Below are 19,620 nucleotides of genomic sequence, written 5' to 3'. Positions count from 1 at the left end.
ACGGCCGATGGTAAGTTGTTAGTCACTGTGAATAAATTACATCAGTCTCCTGCGGTGAATAACCAGCAAGACAAAAGTGATGGTCGCTACTATATCATTCAATTTGATGCGTTAACTGATACGACAGTTGGGCGTTAAAGCTTGATAACTTGGAATTGGAACCTAGATGACGAGAGTGCTTCGCTGCTAGATGCTATAAAAGCAAAGCCTAGATGACTAGAGTGCTACGCTGCTAGATGCTATAAAAGCAAAAGCCTAGATGACTAGAGAGCTACGTTGCCAGATGCTATAAAAGCAAAATCCTAGATGACTAGAGCGCTACGCTGCTAGATGCTATAAAAGTAAAGCCTAGATGACTAGATTCTAGCTGACTCGGTTCTATAACGTCTTAACAGCGCAGCTGTCCCTAGCAGGACGTAGTCCGCCCTAGAAGCGCAGCGCACTATTCGCATAGAGGTCTAGATTAGTCATCAAATTTCAAAACACGATATATTTCAATGTCTAGTTGTAAAAAACTCGTTTATCGTCCAAAGTTAAGCTCTGTGACTCTTAACTAATAATAAAATGGTCAGACTATCTAGTTATAAAAATGCGCTTAAATTGGGTATTGGAATATTTGCTTTCGGGTTAACCATTAGTTTTGTGACTGCTGTTAGCGTTAAGAATCAAAATAGTACTATCATTACTAAAGCACTTGATGAACTGTCAGAGCAAGTTGCTAATACGATTATTGATCGTATTGTATTGTATCAATATGGTTTGCGAGGTGCTCGAGGCGCAGTTGCGACTTCAGGCGAAGACCGAATTTCTCGTAAAATCTTCAGAAAATACAGCTTAACCCGTGATATTGAAACTGAATTCCCAGGGGCGCGAGGCTTTGGTTATATCCGACGTGTGCCCGCAGCTGATGAGGCATCTTTTGTCATCAAAGCGAAACTTGATGACTGGCCCGATTACAGTATTCGTCAGCTAACCCCTCATAATGATGAACGTTATTTGATTGATTATATCGAACCCGTTGAGCGCAACCTTGCGGCGATCGGTTTAGATATTGCCTCTGAGCCAAACCGCAAGAATGCCGCCCAACAAGCGTATTTAACCGGTGAAGTACGCTTAACTGGGCCGATAACCTTAGTACAAGCTACAGGCCATCCGTTACAAGCCTTTCTTATTTTGATGCCTATCTACCGCACAGGTTTTATACCAGCAACTGCCGAGTTGAGGGAGCAAAATGCTTATGGTTGGAGTTATGCGCCATTAGTGGCCAATGAAGTGTTTGACCAAATCAATTTATCTCGCAAAACGACCAAGATATTGATTAATGATGTGACTGATAATCAAAAGAATGTCATGTTTTATGAGACCCATATTGATGATGCGAGCCCGTTATCGTCTTTTTCTGTTGTCGTCGATCGTGAGATATTTGGCCGTAAATGGCAAATATCTTTAGTGGCTTATCCAGCATTTATAAGTGGGTTACATTTAACCTCGCCTAAGATTATTTTTACTTATGGTGCAATTGTCAGTTTATTGTTTGGGGGGCTTATTGGTTTTTACAGCTATGCGTTAGCTCGTAAACGTCTTATTTTGGAAGACAATGAAAGACGGGCTAATATTTTAGAACATTCGCTAGATGCGATTATTAGTTTAGATTGTGATGGTATTATCACCAGTTGGAATGAGGGCGCGGTAACCATTTTTGGTTATGAAAAGCAGGAAGTCATAGGCCTTAAAAAAACCACATTCATTGTCCCTAATGATGGCTATGCCGCTGAAATTGAGAATTTTAATCAGGTATTGAACGGTAAATCATTGTTAAACTTTACTGGCCAACACAAATGCAAAGACAATCAGCTATTGTCTACATCGATGACCTCTTTGGCTATTTACAATGAGTTCGGCAAAATTATTGGTGTCAGTCAGACCATTCGGGACATCACGATACAACAGCATGCTGAAAAGCAAATTTTAAGCATTAATGCCAGCCTTGAACGAAAAGTAACTGAGCGAACCCACGCGTTACAACAGGCTCTGTCAGAAAATAAAACCCTACTTGATAACATTAATCAGCAGTTGCTTTATTCTGAAACCGATAAAAATGGCACTATTTTAGCGGTAAATGATTACTTTTGTTCGATATCTGGTTTGACTCGAGAGCAGATGATCGGTCACAAACATTCAATTGTAAAATCGAATCAACATGACGATGCATTTTGGAAAAAAATGTGGCAAACCATTCATGCAGGTCAGACTTGGCATGATGAAGTTTGTAATCATGATAGCCAAGGTAATGCCAAATGGTTTGATACTGTTATTGCGCCAATAATGGATGATAACGGTGATCTTGAGCGCTGTGTTGCGTTGAGAATTGATATAACTGAACGTAAAAATACTCAATTAGAAAAAGATGCCCTTAGTTCTTTACTCACAAATGTGCTTGCTGCTGCATCAGAAATTGCCATTATTTCAACGGATAATGACGGTATGATTAGCATGTTTAATCGTGGTGCAGAATTATTGTTAGGATATCAGGCTGAAGAGGTTGTTGGTAAGCAAAGCCCTGCAATACTGCATCTTGCTGCTGAAGTTAGTCAGCGCAGTGTCGAATTAACGGAAGAGTTTGGTGAAGACATCAGTGCTTTTGATGTGTTTACTTACAAGCCAAGAGTCCAAGGGCCTGAAACGCGTACCTGGACCTATATTCGTAAAGATGGCTCTCAATGCCAAGTCTCATTGTCGGTATCAGCTATGCGTGATAATCGCGGTGAAATTATTGGCTATTTAGGCGTTGCGGTCAATATTGATACTATGTTGAAGCAACAAGAAGAGTTGTTATCTGCTAGCTATCAATTAGCCAAAGCAGCTGAAGTGGCAGAGTTAGGGATCTGGAGCTTTGACATACAAACCAATGAGCTACAGTGGAATGATCGTATGTTTAGTATTTATGACTATTCATTAGACATCAGAGACCAAGGGGTAAATTATCAGCATTGGCGTAACAGACTTCATCCTGATGACATTGAAATGGCTGAAAAGGCCTTACAGGAATCGATTACTTTTAATACTCCTTATAACCCCTTGTTTAGAGTTATTAGCAGCTCGGGTCAGGTTCGTTATGTTCAGGCCGGAGGACAAATTAGTTTCGATAAATCAGGCGCAGCAGTGCGCATTGTTGGGATTAATCGTGACATTACCGAGCAACGCGAATTAGAGCAAACGTTACGCTTAGCCAAACAGGCTGCTGATGCGGCTAATGCGGCTAAGTCTGCCTTCTTAGCCAATATGAGTCATGAAATACGTACCCCAATGAATGCAGTGTTAGGTATGCTTCAACTTATTCAGCATTCTGAGATGACTCGCCAACAGGCTGATTATGTTAGCAAGGCTGAGATTGCTGCCAAATCTTTATTGGGATTGTTAAATGATATTTTAGATTTTTCAAAAATTGATGCCGGTAAGTTAGATCTTGATTTGCACTCATTTGAACTTGAAACCGTCATGCGTGAATTAGCGGTTATGCTAGCCACCAACCTGCATAACCAAAATGTTGAAGTGATTTTTGATTTAGACCCAAGTATTCCCTATCTTATTGAGGGCGATGAGCTTCGTTTACGCCAAGTGCTGTTAAATCTGGCGGGTAATGCGATTAAATTTACGGCTGAAGGTCATGTCATTGTCGGTGTGCGTTGCAATACTATTGACGTAAATCAAGTCAACTTAACCATCTCTGTTACTGATACCGGTATTGGTATTAGTAAAGAGCAAGAAACTAAGATTTTCCAAGGTTTTGTGCAAGCGGAGTCATCAACGTCAAGACGATTTGGTGGTACAGGATTAGGATTAGCGATTACTAAACGTCTAGTTAATTTAATGGGCGGAGAATTATCATTAACCAGTCATCTTGGTGAGGGCAGTCGTTTTTGGTTTGATTTAAGCTTTAATATCATTGAATTAGAAAATAGTGATATTGTTATCGATTTACAGGGTAAGCATATTCTGGTTGTTGATGACAGTAAGATGAGCCGTAAGCTTGTAGCAAAAAACTTAACCGCCCACGGCGCTGATGTTAATGAAGCGCACAATAGCCATGAGGCGATTAAGCTTATTAAAAAAAGCATCTCTGCCAATAACCATTACGATGTGATTATTATGGATTGGTATATGCCAGGAGGTAATGGCTTAGAAACTGCTAATCATATTCAAGCTATGTTTTCTCCAGCAACTGCGCCAGCCATCATCATGTTAACCGCCTATGGTGCTGAGGTGATGGAGCAAACTAAGCATTACAGTCAACAACCTTTTGTCAGTATGCTGACCAAACCTGTCACCGCCAATTTAATGCTTGAGGCTGTTTATCAAGCGATGAATGACGAAGATAATGCACCTCAAACGAGAAAGATTAGCAGTTTGGCCTTAAACGGCATTAAGGTATTAGTGGTTGAAGATAATGCACTTAACCGTCAAGTGATTGATGAGTTATTGCGACTACAAGGTGCCATTGTTACATTGGCCAAAGACGGTACCGAGGGTGTAAAGTGGGTTACTCAGTCAAATAATCAATTTGATATTGTGATTATGGACATGCAGATGCCTGTTATGGATGGACTTGAAGCCACGCGTCTTATTCGTGCTGATGGTCGGTTTAATGAGTTATCGATTTTAGCCATGACGGCTAATGCATCTATTGCTGATAAAACATTGTGCCTGGCTGCGGGGATGGACGATCATATTGGTAAGCCAATTGACATGACGCTTTTAATACCTTGTATGCTTAAGTTGATAAATAAAGCCGATGTTACTCAATATCGTTTAACTGCAAATAATCTTGATGCGAGCTTGCCTGACGTGGTTAGTGATAGCGATGATGATTTGATTATAGAAAACCCTGAGTCTATTTTGCGTCGTTTTGGCGGTGAACTGGCATTCTTTCTTGATGTGAAACATCATTTTGCCACCGAAATGAAACAACAATCATTGTTACTGACTCAAGCGTTTGCACAGCAAGATGGCGGGGCTATTAGCCGTATTGCTCATACGATTAAAGGTACTGCAAGTAATATGGGCGCTAAGCGACTGGCTGATTTTGCTGCCACGCTAGAAAAAAATATAAACAATGCGACTGCTGATTCAAATAGCGACTTAAATAAAAAAGTAGTCATTGATTCAGAGACTTGTTTAACAGAAATGCAAGATCATATAGACGATAGTATTCGTATGCTGGATTCGTATTTCCCTGATGAAAGCGCAGAATCAACTGTTGCTATTGTAGATAAAGTGGGCTTTTTCCCCACAGCAATCGTAAATTTGGATAAGATAGATCGTTTGATGGCGTTGTTAGTAGAGCAAAATCTAGATGCCATAGACTATCTTGAGCAGCTGCTTAGCAGTGGAGTGCCTAATGAACAGTGGTTAAGGTTGAGAACTCAAGTGAGTCAACTTGAGTTTCTGGATGCAGTCGATACATTGAAATCGATATTGAAGGAGTAATGCGTGTTCATAGATGAGTATATTTCTGGCGCAGAGCCAGTTAGAGGTAAAATACTGTTAGTTGATGATCAGGTTGTCAATATCAAGATATTGCATCAACTCTTACAAGATGATTACGACATTTATATGGCTCGCGATGGTAATCAAGCTATTGAGATGTGTAAAAAAGTTAAACCTGATCTTGTATTGTTAGACATTGAAATGCCGATGTTAAATGGTTTCGATGTGTGTGCGCATTTAAAAAATGATCCCGACACCCAAGAGGTTGCGATTATTTTTGTCTCTGGTCATTTTGATGAAGATAAAGAAGTTAGGGGCTTTCAGTTAGGGGCGGTTGATTTTATTCATAAACCCATTAACCCCGTTATTACCAAAGCACGAATTAAAAATCAGATTAGATTGAAATTAAACACCGATTTATTGCGCACTATAGCGTTAATCGATGGATTAACTGGGGTGGCCAATCGACGTCAGTTTGAGCAAGTTTTGCCGGTAAGCTGGTCGCAATGTGCGCGTGAAAAACAGCCATTAACCATTATTTTATTGGATATCGATTTCTTTAAGCACTTTAATGATACCTATGGTCATACCGAGGGAGATGTTTGTTTACGTTTAGTGGCGCAGAAGATACACGACACAGTAAATCGCCCTTATGATCTCGTAGCACGTTTTGGTGGTGAAGAGTTTATCTGTATTTTACCTAATACTGATTTAATTGGCGGTACTTATGTGGCTCAGCAAATTGTCGACAGTATTGTGTCTTTGAAAATACCGCATATAAATTCCCCCATATCTGCTTTCGTGACCATTAGCGCTGGCGTTTCAAGTGTGGTGCCTGTGTATGATATGTCGAGTACAACCCTGATTGAAGAGGCTGATAAACAATTGTATATAGCCAAGGACCGTGGCAGAAACAGAGTATTAGGTAGCCAAATATAAGCCACTCTGAATGAGTAGGACTTTTAGATATAAGCTGTTAGATGTAAGCTGTTAAAGGTGATCGCGTGTGGCTTAGTAGCGAGAAAATACTTTACACTTGAGCGACAATTTTTTGATGCAGATTATTCCATTGCTCAGGAAATTTTCCATCTAGCATATAAACAAATGCGATTAACTCTGCAATTAATAGGTACAGTTCTTTAGGCACTTCGTCGCCTAGTTCCAGAAGTTGTAAAAATTCACTCAAATGTGGGTCCTGATGGATATGGATCCCTGCTTCTTTAGCAATCAAAATTATCTCTTCGGCAACTAAATCCTTACCTGTAGCGGTAATTTTTGGTGCGCTTTTACCATCAAAACTGAGCGCAACGGCCTGTTGTTTTTTCTTCGGTTCTTGTGTCATTGTGCCCTCTGTCATGCCCTTGTTTTAACTAAATAGTGATCGCCTGGCAATAAGGTCGCCGGAATTGGGGCTAGCTGTGTCGTCAGCTTACCTGGGGTAAAGCCTATTTGAGTGATTTTATCTGATAGTGCTTGGTTAAAGCGCTCTACTTTTGTGAGCAGCATTTGGTTGTTGCCTTTGAATTGAATATCCAGCACATCGCCTTGTTTATTAGCACAAATTAATAATGAACCTTGTGCTAAGTTAAATTTGAGTTGTAACTTCCAGCCTGCTTTTTTGTCTTTATCTTGATCATTTTCTTGTTCGAATTTGCCCTCAAATTGCTCATCACGTTGATTAATAGAATAGGGCAAAGCAAAGTACCATGTCATGGCTTGATTAGGATCAGTACTTGCGTGTTGGTACAGCGCAATACTGCTGGCTAATTGTGCTAAAGAGTCTGCACCGCCTAATTTATCCAGCGCTGCTAATAAACCTGAATTGGCGCTGAGTTTACTTAAGGTTCGTTGTTGTAATTGTGCAAGATGGGCTTGAAGTTTGTCGCTGATCGCAGCACCGGTGGATTTGGTTTTGACCCCGAGTAATAGCTGGAATAGGGTGGTAATTGCACTGCCTGAAAACTGCGCCGAGGGCTGTGAAGCGCCTGAGTGACTTATCTGAGGGTTCGCTAGGTTAAGTGCTGCTAAACTGTATAGCTCGCTGCTCAGTAAGGCTGGGTCGCTTAATGCACTTAATGGGTGTGGACTGATTTGGGGTAAATGTTTAAACAGTTCACTGGCGAGATTATGAGCCACTTGTTGTGTTAGCTGCTGCTTTATCGGCATTGCCCCTGCTTTTGATAAGGCTTTATTCAGCACTTCTATTGGAGCTGGGTCGCTGGTTAACTTATTGGTGGCCTCGTGATTGGCACTAACCGTCGTAGGGTTTGCTTTAAGTATACTTTGTTCCGTTGTGTTGCTTAGCTGAGCTTGTTGGTTTGTCTGTGACGACAAGGGTTGCTGTGTGAGCGCTGCCGTCGTTTTTACTGTATTGCTATCTTGAGCTGTTTTTAGGCTAAGGTTGCTAGAACTGGCATTGATGTTTAGTTGATTAGCGTCAGTTTTTGCAGGAGCGACATTGGGTTGATTAGCTTCAGTTTTTGCAGGAGCGACATTGGGTTGATTAGCTTCAGTTTTTGCAGGAGTGATATTGAGCTGACTGCCTTCAGTTTTTGTAGGAGCGGCATTGGGTTGACTAGCATCTGTTTTCGCCGCAGTGATATTAGTCGGTAACGGAGTCGATTCGAGTTTTTTTAGAAACTGGCTAAGAATTTGCCCTGGTTCATTTTTGGTTATGATGATGTTGGCCGTTTGCAGTGGCTCGGTAATTTGAGGCGCGGTCAGTTTGGTTAAATTAACGCTCAGTTCTGCTATTACAGGCGTTAGTGCAAGTTGTAGTTGCTGATTTTGTAGCACGACTTTGGCTAAATATTGTCCTGAACTTAACGCGGTATTTGGCGCTAATGTAATACTTGTGCCACTGGCAAACGTCAGTTGTCCTTGGTCTATTACTGCCGTAGGCAGAGGATAGCCTTGAGGCCTTGTCGCCAATGTTGCCAACTCTTGTGTTGATACGCCATTTTGTTTTGCAAGTGCTTCAAGGGCTTGCGGTAATGCCAGCTGAATGGATTGCGCCAATAGTATTAGCTGGGTGGAGATTGTTTGAGTTGGTAATGGGGGCGCTGAAACTGTAGACTCAGGAACCTGGGTTACTGGTGCAACGGAATTATTGATGAGTTCAGCTTGCACTTGTGGTTGATTAACGCTGGCTACGGCACGAGTTACAAGTTTGGCTTGGTCGCTCGCGATGACCACTTGTGCGGTTTGTTGTAATAATTTTTGCAGTTCAGCTGTCTTACTCAGTTGATACTGCTGATTTTCAATGGTGACATCGAGTTGTGCACTTGTTGGCGGTTGCGACACTTTTACAGGCAGTAATACCGAAGATAAATCTGATTTTGAAGGCGCTGAAGTCGACGAAGATGAAACCGATTTATCATTTGATGTTTTTGTGGGTACAGCATCACTATTACTTTGAGTTGGCTTGCGTTCTGCCAACGATGACTGACTTGCATCAGCAGGTTTAAATGTGACGCTATTGACCGCTTTTGGAGTCAGCGTTGTTGGCACAGCCATAGAAATCCTATCAAACAATGATGTTTATCTATCGAAATCAATCAATCTGTTAGTGAACAATATCAGCTTCATTTACAATTTTTTGATTGATATTGTAAAAAGGCGCAGTATCCTTAGCCCTCTGTTACCTTTATTGGGCAACTCATTATGGTTTTATGACCATTTGCTGATCGATTGCGGCTAACAAACACGTACAAGCAAGGCCTAGTTATTGAATATTGTAAAATATTAGCCTAATACTAGCTTGCTAAATTATATCGACTTGAACAAAAATTGCTTTAATAAAAAGACAGAGTTAGCAGTTTATTGAGCAGGACCTTTTGTCATTTTAAAGAGAATTATATGAAGTATAAATGGATATTACTTCAGGTGCTTGTGATTAGCATACCTATGTATGCCCAAGCCGAAGCACCTCAAGTTGTCGCTGCGCCAGTACCTGCGGTTGAAATTAAATATAATGATCCTCTTGATCCATTTGAGGAGATTAACCGCACTATGTGGGATTTTAATTATCTGTTTTTAGACAGATATATTATTCGCCCAGTCGCTCATGGCTATAAAGATTATGTGCCTAATCCGCTAAGAACGGGGGTTAATAATTTTGTTTATAACTTAGAAGAGCCAAGCTCCCTAGTCAATAATACTCTGCAAGGAAAGTGGAAATGGGCAGCTAATGCTGGTGGGCGTTTTACCGTTAACACCACCATTGGTTTATTGGGCTTGGTAGATGTAGCCGACATGATGGGGATGCACCGTAAACAGGACGACTTTAACGAAGTTTTAGGTTATTACGGTACGCCCAATGGTCCTTACTTTATGGCGCCATTTTATGGTCCAATTGTGACAAGAGAATTAGCCTCTGATTGGGTGGATGGTCTATACTTTCCCTTATCGGAGTTAACTTTTTGGCAATCAGTATTAAAATGGGGCTTAAAAGGCTTAGATGCTCGTTCTAAGGCCATTGATCAAGAACGATTATTAGACAATGCTCTCGATCCTTATGCTTTTGTAAAAGATGCCTATTTACAGCATATGGATTACAAAGTGTTTGATGGTGATGTGCCATCAAGTCAAGCAGACGATGAGTTACTTGATGAGTATTTAGATGAGCTAGAATAGTCGAGGCATACAGGCACCTCGACAGTGAATGTCTGTGAGGTTGTTGTATGGCGCTAACTGATGTCGAGATCCTCTTTGTTGAAGATGACCCGATATTTCGCCATGTCGTTGCTAGTTTTTTGCAAGGACAAGGTGCTCGGGTTACTCAAGCTTGTAATGGCTATGAAGGTATAGCCCTTTTTTCTGATTCTATTTTTGATATTGTTATTGCAGATTTAAGCATGCCAGGCCTTGATGGCTTATCTATGCTTAAGCAAATGCGAGATATTAATCCTGCTATACCTGCTATTGTTATTTCTGGTAACGATGTGATGTCTGATGTTGTAGAGGCATTGCGCATCGGTGCCAGTGATTATCTGACTAAGCCGATTGCAGATTTACTTATTATTGAACAAGCTATCATTCAAGCTATGATGTCAGCTGCGACGCCTATGAATGTGTCTGGGCAATTTCATTTACAAGAAATGAATGAGCTTTCATATCAAGAACTCACTGATAATTTATCGCTGCTTGAGCAAAATGCCCAAGCAGCCAAAAGTGTTCAGCAGCAATTATTTCCGGCTTCACATATCTATTATCCTAAAGCGGATATCAATTATAGTCTGTTTAAAAATAATGATATAAGTGCCTATTTTATTGACTCTACTATGGTGGGCGATCATCATTTAGTTATGTATATGGCCCACTTTTCGCCAGAGGATAATAGTGCTGCTTTTGGCTGTGTATTACTCCGCAGTTTTATCAATCAAAAACTTAAGCTGTTTAGAAATGGCCTAAGTAATACCTTAATTGAACCCAAGAATATGCTGACGTATCTTAATGAACGTATGGTTAAGTCAGGGTTACATATTCATACCGATATTATTTATGTGTGTATCGATTTGAGCCAGTATTTGTTATCAATAGGCCAATCAGGTAAGGGCCTGCGGTGTTATTTACGCAATGGCAATATACTCACACCCTTAGCTTTGCCCGAATCAGCGCCGCTTGGTAGCGCGATGTGGGATAAGCCCAGTATGCAAGTTAGAACTTTACTAAGAGATGAACAGATTTGTATTGGTACACATTTTTATGAGCATAAACAACAATTGCTTGATAATCGATTTACAGGCTTAGTGTATCAGTCAGATATTAAAGCGGGTGGCTTTATGCAGTTAGCCTGCCGCTGATCATTATTAGAGGCTATCTAGACACTAGAAACCTAGAGCCTAGGACGCTTCGCGGCTAGATGCTATAAAAGCAAACAGCATAGCGAAGTGATCCTAGCATGACGGAGTCCGTTCTAGCAGCCGCAGGCGCTCTATTTCTAGATCCTAGCAGCCCTTGATGTGGATGCATAAAAAATCCCCTCACAAGAAAACTTGGAGGGGATGATATTAAGAGTAACAATTACGTCAACACGAATTAACGTTGAATACCTTCGTGTTCAGCTGTGACTGCAATCTCTTCTTCTAACACTTCTTCTTCAGTGTCATTTTTGCTTTCAGCACCGTGCATCCAGTCAACTAATTTGTTTGACATGAAGTACAAAATAATCCCTGAAATAACCGCAGTAATACCGATACCAGCAAAAATAGCCATCGCGTTTGCTAGCTGCTCTTCTACTTCACCGCCATGACCAATCAATGAACCTACTAGGCCACCAATTTTATTGGCTGCAGCGATAAATAGGAACCATGCACCCATCATTAACGAAGCGATGCGCAGTGGAGCCAGTTTGGTTACCATTGATAAACCAATAGGTGATAAACATAATTCACCCATGGTGTGGAAGAAGTAAGCTCCAACTAACCACCACATGCTTGATTTAACCGAAGCGTCGCCACCCATTTCGAATACAGCGCCCATCATAAATAGGAAACCAATCGCCAATAAGAATAAGCCTATAGCAAACTTAATTGGTGAGTTGGGTTCACTTTTACCAAGACGAATCCAAATTGAGGCAATCACGGGAGCAAAAACAACAATAAAAATAGCATTGAGTGATTGGAAATAAGTGGTAGGCACTTCCCATGAGCCAATCATACGGTCGGTGAAATTGTTGGTGAACAAGTTCATTAAACCGCCAGCTTGCTCGAATCCCGCCCAGAAGATAATGGTAAATAAACCCATTACCATAATCACTTTAATGCGGTCACGTTCAATCTTGGTGAGTGGCTCACTTCTGATCTCACCTTTGGCTTCATTTTTTCTTTGTTCTACTCTTGCAGCCGGTTCAGTACCGATATCGCCAAGTAATTTTTGAGCAAAGAAAAATTGAATAATTAAGGATAAAATCATACCAACACCAGCGCAGAAGAAACCTGCTTGCCAGTTGTTGATGAACACGTCTTTACCATCGATAACAACGTCATGACCAAACGAAGTGTAAGCCCAGGCAACGATAAAGCCTGATAAGGCTGCACCTAGGTTGATCCCCATGTAAAATATCGTAAATGCACCGTCACGACGGTGATCACCAGCAGGATATAAATCACCTACCATGGTAGATATATTGGGTTTAAATAGACCGTTACCTAAAATTAGCGTTCCTAAACCAATATAAAACACAGTGGTTTCTAAGCCTGGCATCCAGCTATGCGGTGCTGCAAGTGTAAATTGACCTGCTGCCATTAAGAAGCCACCAATATAAATGGCTTTACGTTGACCTAATACGTTATCAGCTAGCCAGCCACCAATTAATGGTGTCAAGTAAACTAAACCAGTAAAAGTACCATATAGTGATAGTGCGTCTGCTTGGGTCCAGCCTAAACCGCCACCTGCTTGATCGCTTTGCACTTTATCGACGAGATAAAGTACTAAAATTGCACGCATGGCGTAATAACTAAAACGTTCCCATAGTTCTGTTGTAAAAAGTAAGAACAACCCCTTAGGGTGCCCAAACAATGTACCTTGAGGTTTTGCGTCACTCATTAAGTCTTCCACCTTAAGCTTGTGATTGCCTGTGAGAAAAATATCGTCACAGAAATAATTGTTTGCAAGAGTTGTCTATGACTGACTTTTCCACGAATACCTGAAATAGCGGGTATTTGAATGTGATAAAGCAATACTGAGCAACTTTATTGTCTATTTTTTATAATAAATAATGTCATTTTGATGCTAAAAGCTGACCAAACATCAAAAAGCTAACCTTATATACCCTTTAAGAGGCGACAAAGTCAATGTTAATGCGGGGAACAGAGAGGTTAAGCTTGTTATCAATTGTGTCCAAGTAGACTGTTAACGTGCTTGAATGTTAAGGGATTGTTTTTTAAGCTTGCGCGATAATAGCACCTAGGCTGATAAGGTTTTCTAAGCTGGCGCCGATATCCTTATCATGCTTAAGTGACATTAGCGTGAAGCCTGTCTAGCAAGGTATTGATTATAAAGTGTTGTCTTTTAATTTAACTTATAAACAGGTAAAATACGTCTCATTAACATATTTCGATGTCATGTCGAAGGGGTATTTATGGCTATCATTCGTACGTTGACATTGATCTTAATGGGGTGTTTTATCTTCACAGCCCATGCTTGGGTTGATACTGATTTTGACGGGGTACCAGATAAAAAAGATGCATGTAATGACACTCCTGCTAATAGTGTTGTTATGGCAAATGGCTGTATTGATACTGAGTTGTTGATTGTCGATGAAGATGCCGAAGATGATAGCGCTTTTGATGCGGAGCTAGGGGCAACAGTTACTAATAATGCTGCTCTTATCGCTGAACAATGTCGTCAACAGCGAGATCTCTCTGTGGCTGTTGATTGTTTTGGGTCTATTCTTCAACCAGTATACTTTGATTTCGATAAATCAAAGGTATTGTTAACTCAACGACCAACCTTAGTGAGAGTGCAACAATATATTGAGCAACACCCTGAGGTTGTCATCCGTTTAGAAGGGCATACCGATAGTATTGGTAGTGATGCTGTCAACCAGGCGCTGTCACTTAAACGTGCTGCCACGATTAAAAATTTGCTGGTTAATGAATACCAATTTCAGCCAACGTCGATTGGGATTGTTGGAATGAGTAACAAAAATCCGGTCGCTGATAACGCCACTGTAGAAGGGCGGCAGCGTAATCGACGTGTAGAGTTTATTATATCGGCAGAATAATACTGCTATTTAAAGGGAGAAGGGAATGGAAAACATAGAAGGTTTAGATGCTTTAGTGGAGCAGGCACCTGAGTTTTTGATGACTTATGGTCTTAAAGCGCTAGCTGCTATTGTTATTTTTGTCATCGGTAAGTATTTTTCCGGTGTAGCAAAACGCATAACAACCAAATTACTGACAAGCCGCAAAGTGGATGCAACAGTTGTTTCGTTTGTGGCAAACTTAGCGTGGATGTTAGTCTTTGTATTTACAATTGTCGCTACACTTGGTCAGGTTGGCGTGCAAACAGCTTCACTCGTTGCGGTTATCGGTGCTGCGGGTTTAGCGGTTGGTTTAGCATTACAAGGTTCTCTTTCAAACTTTGCATCAGGCGTATTAATGGTGCTTTTCCGCCCATGTCGTGTTGGTGACTTTATTGAAGCGGCTGGTGTTGCTGGCGTAGTTGATGAGATAACGATTTTCTCTACCCGTTTACGTACTGGTGATAACAAAGTTATCATCGCGCCTAACTCTTCGATTATGAACGGCACGATTACCAATTACTCGGCATTAGAAAAGCGTCGTATCGATTTAATTATCGGTGTTTCGTATACTGCTGATATCGCTAAAACCAAGAAAGTATTAGCAGATATTCTTGATAACAATCCACTGGTATTAAAAGATCCAGCTTATACCATCGGCCTAGCAGAACTCGCTGACAGTTCAATTAACTTTGTGGTTCGTCCATGGGTTAAAACATCAGACTATTGGCCTGTACGTTTTGAATTGCTTGAGCAAATCAAGAATGCACTAGATGCAGCTGAAATTGAAATTCCATTTCCACAAATGGATTTACATGTCAAAGAAGTTCCAGCAAAATAATATTGCAGGCAATTTAATATTTTAAAAACCAGCATTTGCTGGTTTTTTTATACAAGGAGTTTTTCCATGAAGCTATTTTCAACCTTTGCAGCGATCACACTATTATCCTCATCTGTTATAAGCGCTCACAGTTTTGCTGGCGAAAAAACCATGATTACCATGGGCGGTAACCCGGTTGCTTTAGAGGGTAAGATGCCGAGCTTAAATAAGACTGCACCATCATTTACAGTGGTTGATGATAAGTTTAACCCAGTAAGCTTAAGTGATTTTAAAGGCAAAACAGTACTGATTAGTGCTGTACCAAGCTTAGACACTGGCGTATGTGCGTTGCAGACCAAGCGGTTTAACAAAGAGTTTTCTCAATATGATGCTGATGTTGTCATGCTAACCATTAGTGAAGACTTACCATTTGCCCAAAAGCGTTTTTGCCAAACTGAAAATGTAGATAAAATTAAAGTGTTATCAGATTCAGTATGGCGTGACTTTGGTGATAAATATGGTTTGTTAATTAAAGACCATGGTTTATTGGCTCGTTCTATTTTTATTATTGATCCTCAGGGTATTTTAAAGTACCAAGAGCTAGTAACAGAAGTCAGCGAGCACCCAAACTATGATGCAGCTTTAGCGGCATTAACAGAAATATCGTCACTCGCTAAGTAATGGCTGAGTGAATGAGGATAGAGACGCAGTATGATTGATTTTCGAAGTGATACAGTGACTAAACCGACACAAGCAATGCGCTTAGCTATGTCGAATGCTGAAGTTGGTGACGATGTTTATGGTGATGATCCGACCGTGAATAGTTTACAAGACATGGCAGCCGAGATGTTTGGTTTTGATGGTGCCTTGTTTGTGAGCTCTGGTACCCAAGCTAATTTATTAGCTTTAATGTCCCATTGTGAACGTGGCGATGAGTATCTTTGCGGTCAACAAGCTCATAACTATAAGTTTGAAGGTGGAGGAGCGGCAGTATTAGGCAGTATTCAACCTCAGCCGTTGAATAATCAAGCCGATGGCAGCATTTTATTGCAAGATATTGAAGCCGCAATTAAGCCTGATGATGTTCATTTTGCTCAAACTCGATTATTGAGTTTAGAAAACACTATTGGCGGTAAGATATTAAGCCAAGACTATTTAGCCCAAGCGCAAAGCTTGGCGTTTAATCGCGGTCTGAAAATTCATTTAGATGGTGCTCGTGTGGCCAATGCTGCGGTTGCACAAGGCATTGGTATTGCCGATATTACTCAATACTTTGACTCTGTATCGATTTGTTTATCAAAAGGCTTGTGTGCACCGATAGGCTCGATTCTGTTGGGTGATGAGCGCTTAATCAGTAAAGCGACACGCTGGCGTAAAATGCTCGGTGGCGGAATGCGCCAAGCAGGTATTATTGCGGCAGCTGCTAAGCTAGCGTTAACTGAGCAGGTTGACCGTTTAGCGGATGATCATCACAACGCGAGTACTTTAGCTTTATTGTTGGCAGACATGGATGAATTTACTGTTGATGTGAGCGCAGTGCAGACTAATATTGTCTTTGCTACATTGGCTGAACATATCGATCCTAAAGCGCTTGCGCTAAAACTGGCTAACAAAGGTATTATCATTAGCCCGAACAGGCAGTTACGCCTAGTGACTCATAAAGACATCAGCGCGAATGACATTAGTGTTTTTGTGAACACGGTAAAGCAAATTATTCGTTAATCATCTGCGGTTCATTATCAAGTAAAGGCCACACTCAGCGTGGCCTTTACCTTTTTTGGTGCGTGGTTGCATTTATTTTGGGCATTTTAATCATATATTTATTAAGGTTATATTTTATCTATATGATTTTTATATAATAATATACTTGGCTTAATCATTGCTAATTGTTTAAGGGTATGCGCCTAACGACGCAAAATTAATCAGTTAGATAATGAGGTCACTATGAAATATTTCTCACGTCATATCATCATGCCTGTCCATCTCAATAGCACTAAAAGCTTATGCTGTGGTCAATTGTTAAGTTGGGTCAACGAGGAAGCGACTATTTTTGCCAGTTGCCAGATGCGCAGTCAATTCCACATCGCTAAAGTTATCTCGGAAATTAGTTTTATGGCGCCAGCACAAACTGGTGACATCATTGAGTTTGGTTTTGAGTTAGTGAGTTTAGGTCAAAGTTCAGTAACTGTGCGTTGTAAAATACGCAATAAAGTGAATCATGCACCGATTGCCTTTATTGATAAAATGGTATTTGTTAACGTAAATGAAAATGGTTTGCCTATTCCACACGGTATGCGAGCCAATGCGGCTTAGTTGTTCTATTACTCACAGTAGGGTTGTGTTTATGTTGTCTGAGCTGAAGATAAACAGCAAAAAATAAGGAGCTATGATAGCTCCTTAATATTGATGGTAAATAGACTTAGTGTATTACTCGACTTTAGCGATACGCTGTTGATAATCATTGATTAAATGCTCCATTATTTGATTTGGAGAAGCATCTTGGCAGCAGTTGTCTAAATAGATTTTAAATGTGACAAGGGCATGGCCATCATGCTTAAGGCGGCTACTTTGCATGGCAAAATAGGCTTCTTCATTATCGGCTTTTCGAACCACAAAATCGTCTAGTTCAAATGATTTGGTGCCTGAGAGGTTGTGCCATTTAGTGATACGGTCTAGAGCAATTTCACAAGATTGGTTTACTTCGATATGGTTGAGCCATGTTGCCGTTTGTTCGTTTTCTTTATAGTGCGGGCATCGAACGGTGTAATTATATATATGAGTAATCGCTGTCATTGTTTACCTACCTATTCGCTATCTAAGTGTTTTCATCATAGACCTTATTTTTTGTATTGGTCAATCCTTATTTCAAGAACTTAGATCTAAGCATCACTTTTTACTAAATTAAAAATAAGCTGTTGTCATTGTTGGTTTTTTACATTAAACACCAGCTAAAAAAGCCCGTAAATAAATACGGGCTTGGGGCTGCTTAACTAAACGAATTAACCTTAATTCGACCTCAGAGATAAGTTAGCTAAAGTTGACAAACTCATCCCTTTATATTGGTTTATGTTCTGTTATTGAGTTTTATAGCGCGTTAGTGAAAATTTGGCAAATTTCTGCGTGTGTAGCCTGTTTTGGATTTGTAAAACCACAAGCATCCTTAAGGGCATTATCTGCTAGGGTAGGAATGTCTTTAGCTTTAACACCTAATTCAGTTAAATTTGCAGGGATGTTTACTGCTGTAGACAGTTGCTTAATGGCATCGATTGCTGCTTTAGCGCCTTGATCGTCTGACATTGCTGTGATGTCGATGCCCATTGCTTTGGCTACGTCAGCTAAGCGTGCAGGTACGACTTGAGCGTTATATGTTTGAACATGCGGCAGAAGCAATGCGTTACATACGCCGTGTGGTAAATCATAAAAACCACCCAGTTGATGTGCCATCGCATGCACATAACCTAGGCTGGCATTATTAAATGCCATACCCGCGAGAAATTGGGCATAAGCCATATTTTCACGAGCTTGGATGTCATCGCCGTGTTTTACAGCATTGATTAAGTTAGCTTGAATAAGCTCAATGGCTTTTATTGCACATGCATCGGTGATCGGATTGGCAGCAATAGAAACATAGGCTTCAATGGCATGCGTTAATGCATCCATACCTGTGGCTGCTGTCAGTGATGCAGGCTTTTCAAGCATCAGTTCTGGATCATTTACAGAAAGTATTGGGGTGGTATTTTTATCGACAATGGCCATTTTAATGTGCCTTGCTTCATCGGTAATAATACAAAAACGGGTCATTTCGCTTGCCGTGCCGGCAGTGGTATTAATGGCCACTAATGGCATTTGTGCCTTAATTGAGACATCTACACCTTCATAATCTTTAATGTTGCCGCCATTAGTGGCAACAAGCGCTATGCCTTTAGCGCAATCATGAGGCGAACCACCGCCTAATGAAATAATAAAATCACACTTATGACTCGTTAATAGCTCAAGGCCAGCGGCAACATTACCTGTAGTAGGGTTGGGTTGAACACCATCAAAAATAACCACTTCAATCCCATTAGCATTGAGCTTTTTAGTCACCTTAGCCACTAAACCAATACTCACTAGTGGTTTGTCGGTAACAATTAGTGCTTTGGTAAATCCAAATGCGTTGATGTCTTTAATGGCTTCATCTACGCTACCTTGACCCAGAATGTTGACGCTTGGAATAAAAAATTTAGTCGCCATATTGATTATCCTTTATATAAGATTGAATATTCTCTGTGGTAAACGTAGCAATAACACCAACAATATTATGTGATCTGAATCTGATTAACGGCGATTAAAAACAATTATTGATCTGATTTTTCTTACTGTTTATATCAAGAGTCGCAGAAAATTTTAGATGATTATTATCTTGTTTATATATAGAATGTTTCACGGTAAAACATGAAGGGACCATGGTTTTAGATTGTTTTTACATGACTAGATCGAGATAGCTTGGATGCTAATGTGCTTATTAAGGATAGATAAGGGAAATATATAGATGTTGAATCTAAATGTTTTTTTCTCAATTTTAGAA

At 40.4% G+C, this 19,620-nt stretch carries 14 protein-coding genes; 9 read left to right on the top strand and 5 right to left on the bottom strand.

Translation table 11 applies throughout. The features are described 5' to 3' along the window. Positions 1-600: 600 nt before the first annotated feature. Entirely contained in the window at positions 601-5,487 is a 4,887-nt protein-coding gene (locus H5185_RS15125; RefSeq protein ID WP_259396229.1) for a PAS domain S-box protein, read from the top strand. A gap of 3 nt (positions 5,488-5,490) precedes the next feature. After that, positions 5,491-6,426 (top strand): diguanylate cyclase, encoded by a 936-nt coding sequence (locus H5185_RS15120; protein WP_182742505.1) that lies wholly within the window; start codon positions 5,491-5,493, stop codon positions 6,424-6,426. Between the two features lie 91 nt (positions 6,427-6,517). Here the strand turns inward: H5185_RS15120 and H5185_RS15115 are convergent, their stop codons facing one another. Next, positions 6,518-6,829 (bottom strand): EscU/YscU/HrcU family type III secretion system export apparatus switch protein, encoded by a 312-nt coding sequence (locus H5185_RS15115; RefSeq protein WP_124017932.1) that lies wholly within the window; start codon positions 6,827-6,829, stop codon positions 6,518-6,520. Between the two features lie 11 nt (positions 6,830-6,840). Beyond that, entirely contained in the window at positions 6,841-9,003 is a 2,163-nt protein-coding gene (locus H5185_RS15110; protein ID WP_182742504.1) for a flagellar hook-length control protein FliK, read from the bottom strand. Between the two features lie 390 nt (positions 9,004-9,393). Here H5185_RS15110 and H5185_RS15105 point away from each other — a divergent pair, with 390 nt between their 5' ends. Further along, entirely contained in the window at positions 9,394-10,122 is a 729-nt protein-coding gene (locus tag H5185_RS15105) for a VacJ family lipoprotein (protein ID WP_371697570.1), read from the top strand. A gap of 47 nt (positions 10,123-10,169) precedes the next feature. Continuing rightward, the gene (locus tag H5185_RS15100) at positions 10,170-11,291 is read left to right on the top strand and encodes a response regulator (protein ID WP_182742503.1); all 1,122 of its coding nucleotides are present in this window, start codon (positions 10,170-10,172) and stop codon (positions 11,289-11,291) included. Positions 11,292-11,526: 235 nt separating this feature from the next. Here H5185_RS15100 and H5185_RS15095 read toward each other — a convergent pair whose 3' ends face one another. Then, entirely contained in the window at positions 11,527-13,035 is a 1,509-nt protein-coding gene (locus tag H5185_RS15095) for a peptide MFS transporter (protein WP_124017936.1), read from the bottom strand. A 535-nt stretch (positions 13,036-13,570) separates the two neighbouring features. On the opposite strand from H5185_RS15095, the gene H5185_RS15090 reads away from it, so the two are divergent. From H5185_RS15090 to H5185_RS15070, 5 genes are all read left to right on the top strand, one after another. After that, positions 13,571-14,215 (top strand): OmpA family protein, encoded by a 645-nt coding sequence (locus H5185_RS15090; protein ID WP_182698126.1) that lies wholly within the window; start codon positions 13,571-13,573, stop codon positions 14,213-14,215. Between the two features lie 25 nt (positions 14,216-14,240). Beyond that, positions 14,241-15,074 carry a mechanosensitive ion channel family protein gene (locus tag H5185_RS15085; RefSeq protein WP_124017938.1) on the top strand — a complete coding sequence of 278 codons (834 nt, stop codon included), beginning with the start codon at positions 14,241-14,243 and terminating at the stop codon, positions 15,072-15,074. A 66-nt stretch (positions 15,075-15,140) separates the two neighbouring features. After that, positions 15,141-15,734 (top strand): thiol peroxidase, encoded by a 594-nt coding sequence (tpx, locus tag H5185_RS15080; RefSeq protein WP_124017939.1) that lies wholly within the window; start codon positions 15,141-15,143, stop codon positions 15,732-15,734. Positions 15,735-15,764: 30 nt separating this feature from the next. Continuing rightward, positions 15,765-16,775, top strand: a complete 1,011-nt coding sequence (gene ltaE / locus H5185_RS15075) for a low-specificity L-threonine aldolase (protein WP_124017940.1) — start codon at positions 15,765-15,767, stop codon at positions 16,773-16,775. Between the two features lie 222 nt (positions 16,776-16,997). Beyond that, a complete protein-coding gene (locus H5185_RS15070; protein ID WP_124017941.1) occupies positions 16,998-17,366 on the top strand; it encodes an acyl-CoA thioesterase in 369 nt (122 codons plus the stop codon). Between the two features lie 114 nt (positions 17,367-17,480). Here H5185_RS15070 and H5185_RS15065 read toward each other — a convergent pair whose 3' ends face one another. Both H5185_RS15065 and yiaY read right to left on the bottom strand, forming a co-directional pair. Next, a complete protein-coding gene (locus H5185_RS15065; RefSeq protein WP_124017942.1) occupies positions 17,481-17,846 on the bottom strand; it encodes a cytoplasmic protein in 366 nt (121 codons plus the stop codon). Positions 17,847-18,137: 291 nt separating this feature from the next. Beyond that, a complete protein-coding gene (gene yiaY, locus H5185_RS15060; RefSeq protein WP_182742502.1) occupies positions 18,138-19,286 on the bottom strand; it encodes an L-threonine dehydrogenase in 1,149 nt (382 codons plus the stop codon). Between the last annotated feature and the right edge of the window lie 334 nt (positions 19,287-19,620).

The organism is Shewanella sp. SG44-6, from assembly GCF_014164185.1.
Classification (GTDB): domain Bacteria; phylum Pseudomonadota; class Gammaproteobacteria; order Enterobacterales; family Shewanellaceae; genus Shewanella; species Shewanella vesiculosa.
Note: the sequence above shows the minus strand (reverse complement) of the source record. Positions and strands in the feature narration are given on the sequence as shown.

Excerpts from the sequence above, each read along its gene's own strand:
- H5185_RS15115 (WP_124017932.1), bottom strand. The coding sequence starts at position 6,829 with ATGACACAAGAACCGAAGAAAAAACAACAGGCCGTTGCGCTCAGTTTT.
- H5185_RS15110 (WP_182742504.1), bottom strand. The coding sequence starts at position 9,003 with ATGGCTGTGCCAACAACGCTGACTCCAAAAGCGGTCAATAGCGTCACA.
- H5185_RS15105 (WP_371697570.1), top strand. The coding sequence starts at position 9,394 with ATGTATGCCCAAGCCGAAGCACCTCAAGTTGTCGCTGCGCCAGTACCT.
- H5185_RS15100 (WP_182742503.1), top strand. The coding sequence starts at position 10,170 with ATGGCGCTAACTGATGTCGAGATCCTCTTTGTTGAAGATGACCCGATA.
- H5185_RS15095 (WP_124017936.1), bottom strand. The coding sequence starts at position 13,035 with ATGAGTGACGCAAAACCTCAAGGTACATTGTTTGGGCACCCTAAGGGG.
- H5185_RS15090 (WP_182698126.1), top strand. The coding sequence starts at position 13,571 with ATGGCTATCATTCGTACGTTGACATTGATCTTAATGGGGTGTTTTATC.
- H5185_RS15085 (WP_124017938.1), top strand. The coding sequence starts at position 14,241 with ATGGAAAACATAGAAGGTTTAGATGCTTTAGTGGAGCAGGCACCTGAG.
- tpx (WP_124017939.1), top strand. The coding sequence starts at position 15,141 with ATGAAGCTATTTTCAACCTTTGCAGCGATCACACTATTATCCTCATCT.
- ltaE (WP_124017940.1), top strand. The coding sequence starts at position 15,765 with ATGATTGATTTTCGAAGTGATACAGTGACTAAACCGACACAAGCAATG.
- H5185_RS15070 (WP_124017941.1), top strand. The coding sequence starts at position 16,998 with ATGAAATATTTCTCACGTCATATCATCATGCCTGTCCATCTCAATAGC.
- H5185_RS15065 (WP_124017942.1), bottom strand. The coding sequence starts at position 17,846 with ATGACAGCGATTACTCATATATATAATTACACCGTTCGATGCCCGCAC.
- yiaY (WP_182742502.1), bottom strand. The coding sequence starts at position 19,286 with ATGGCGACTAAATTTTTTATTCCAAGCGTCAACATTCTGGGTCAAGGT.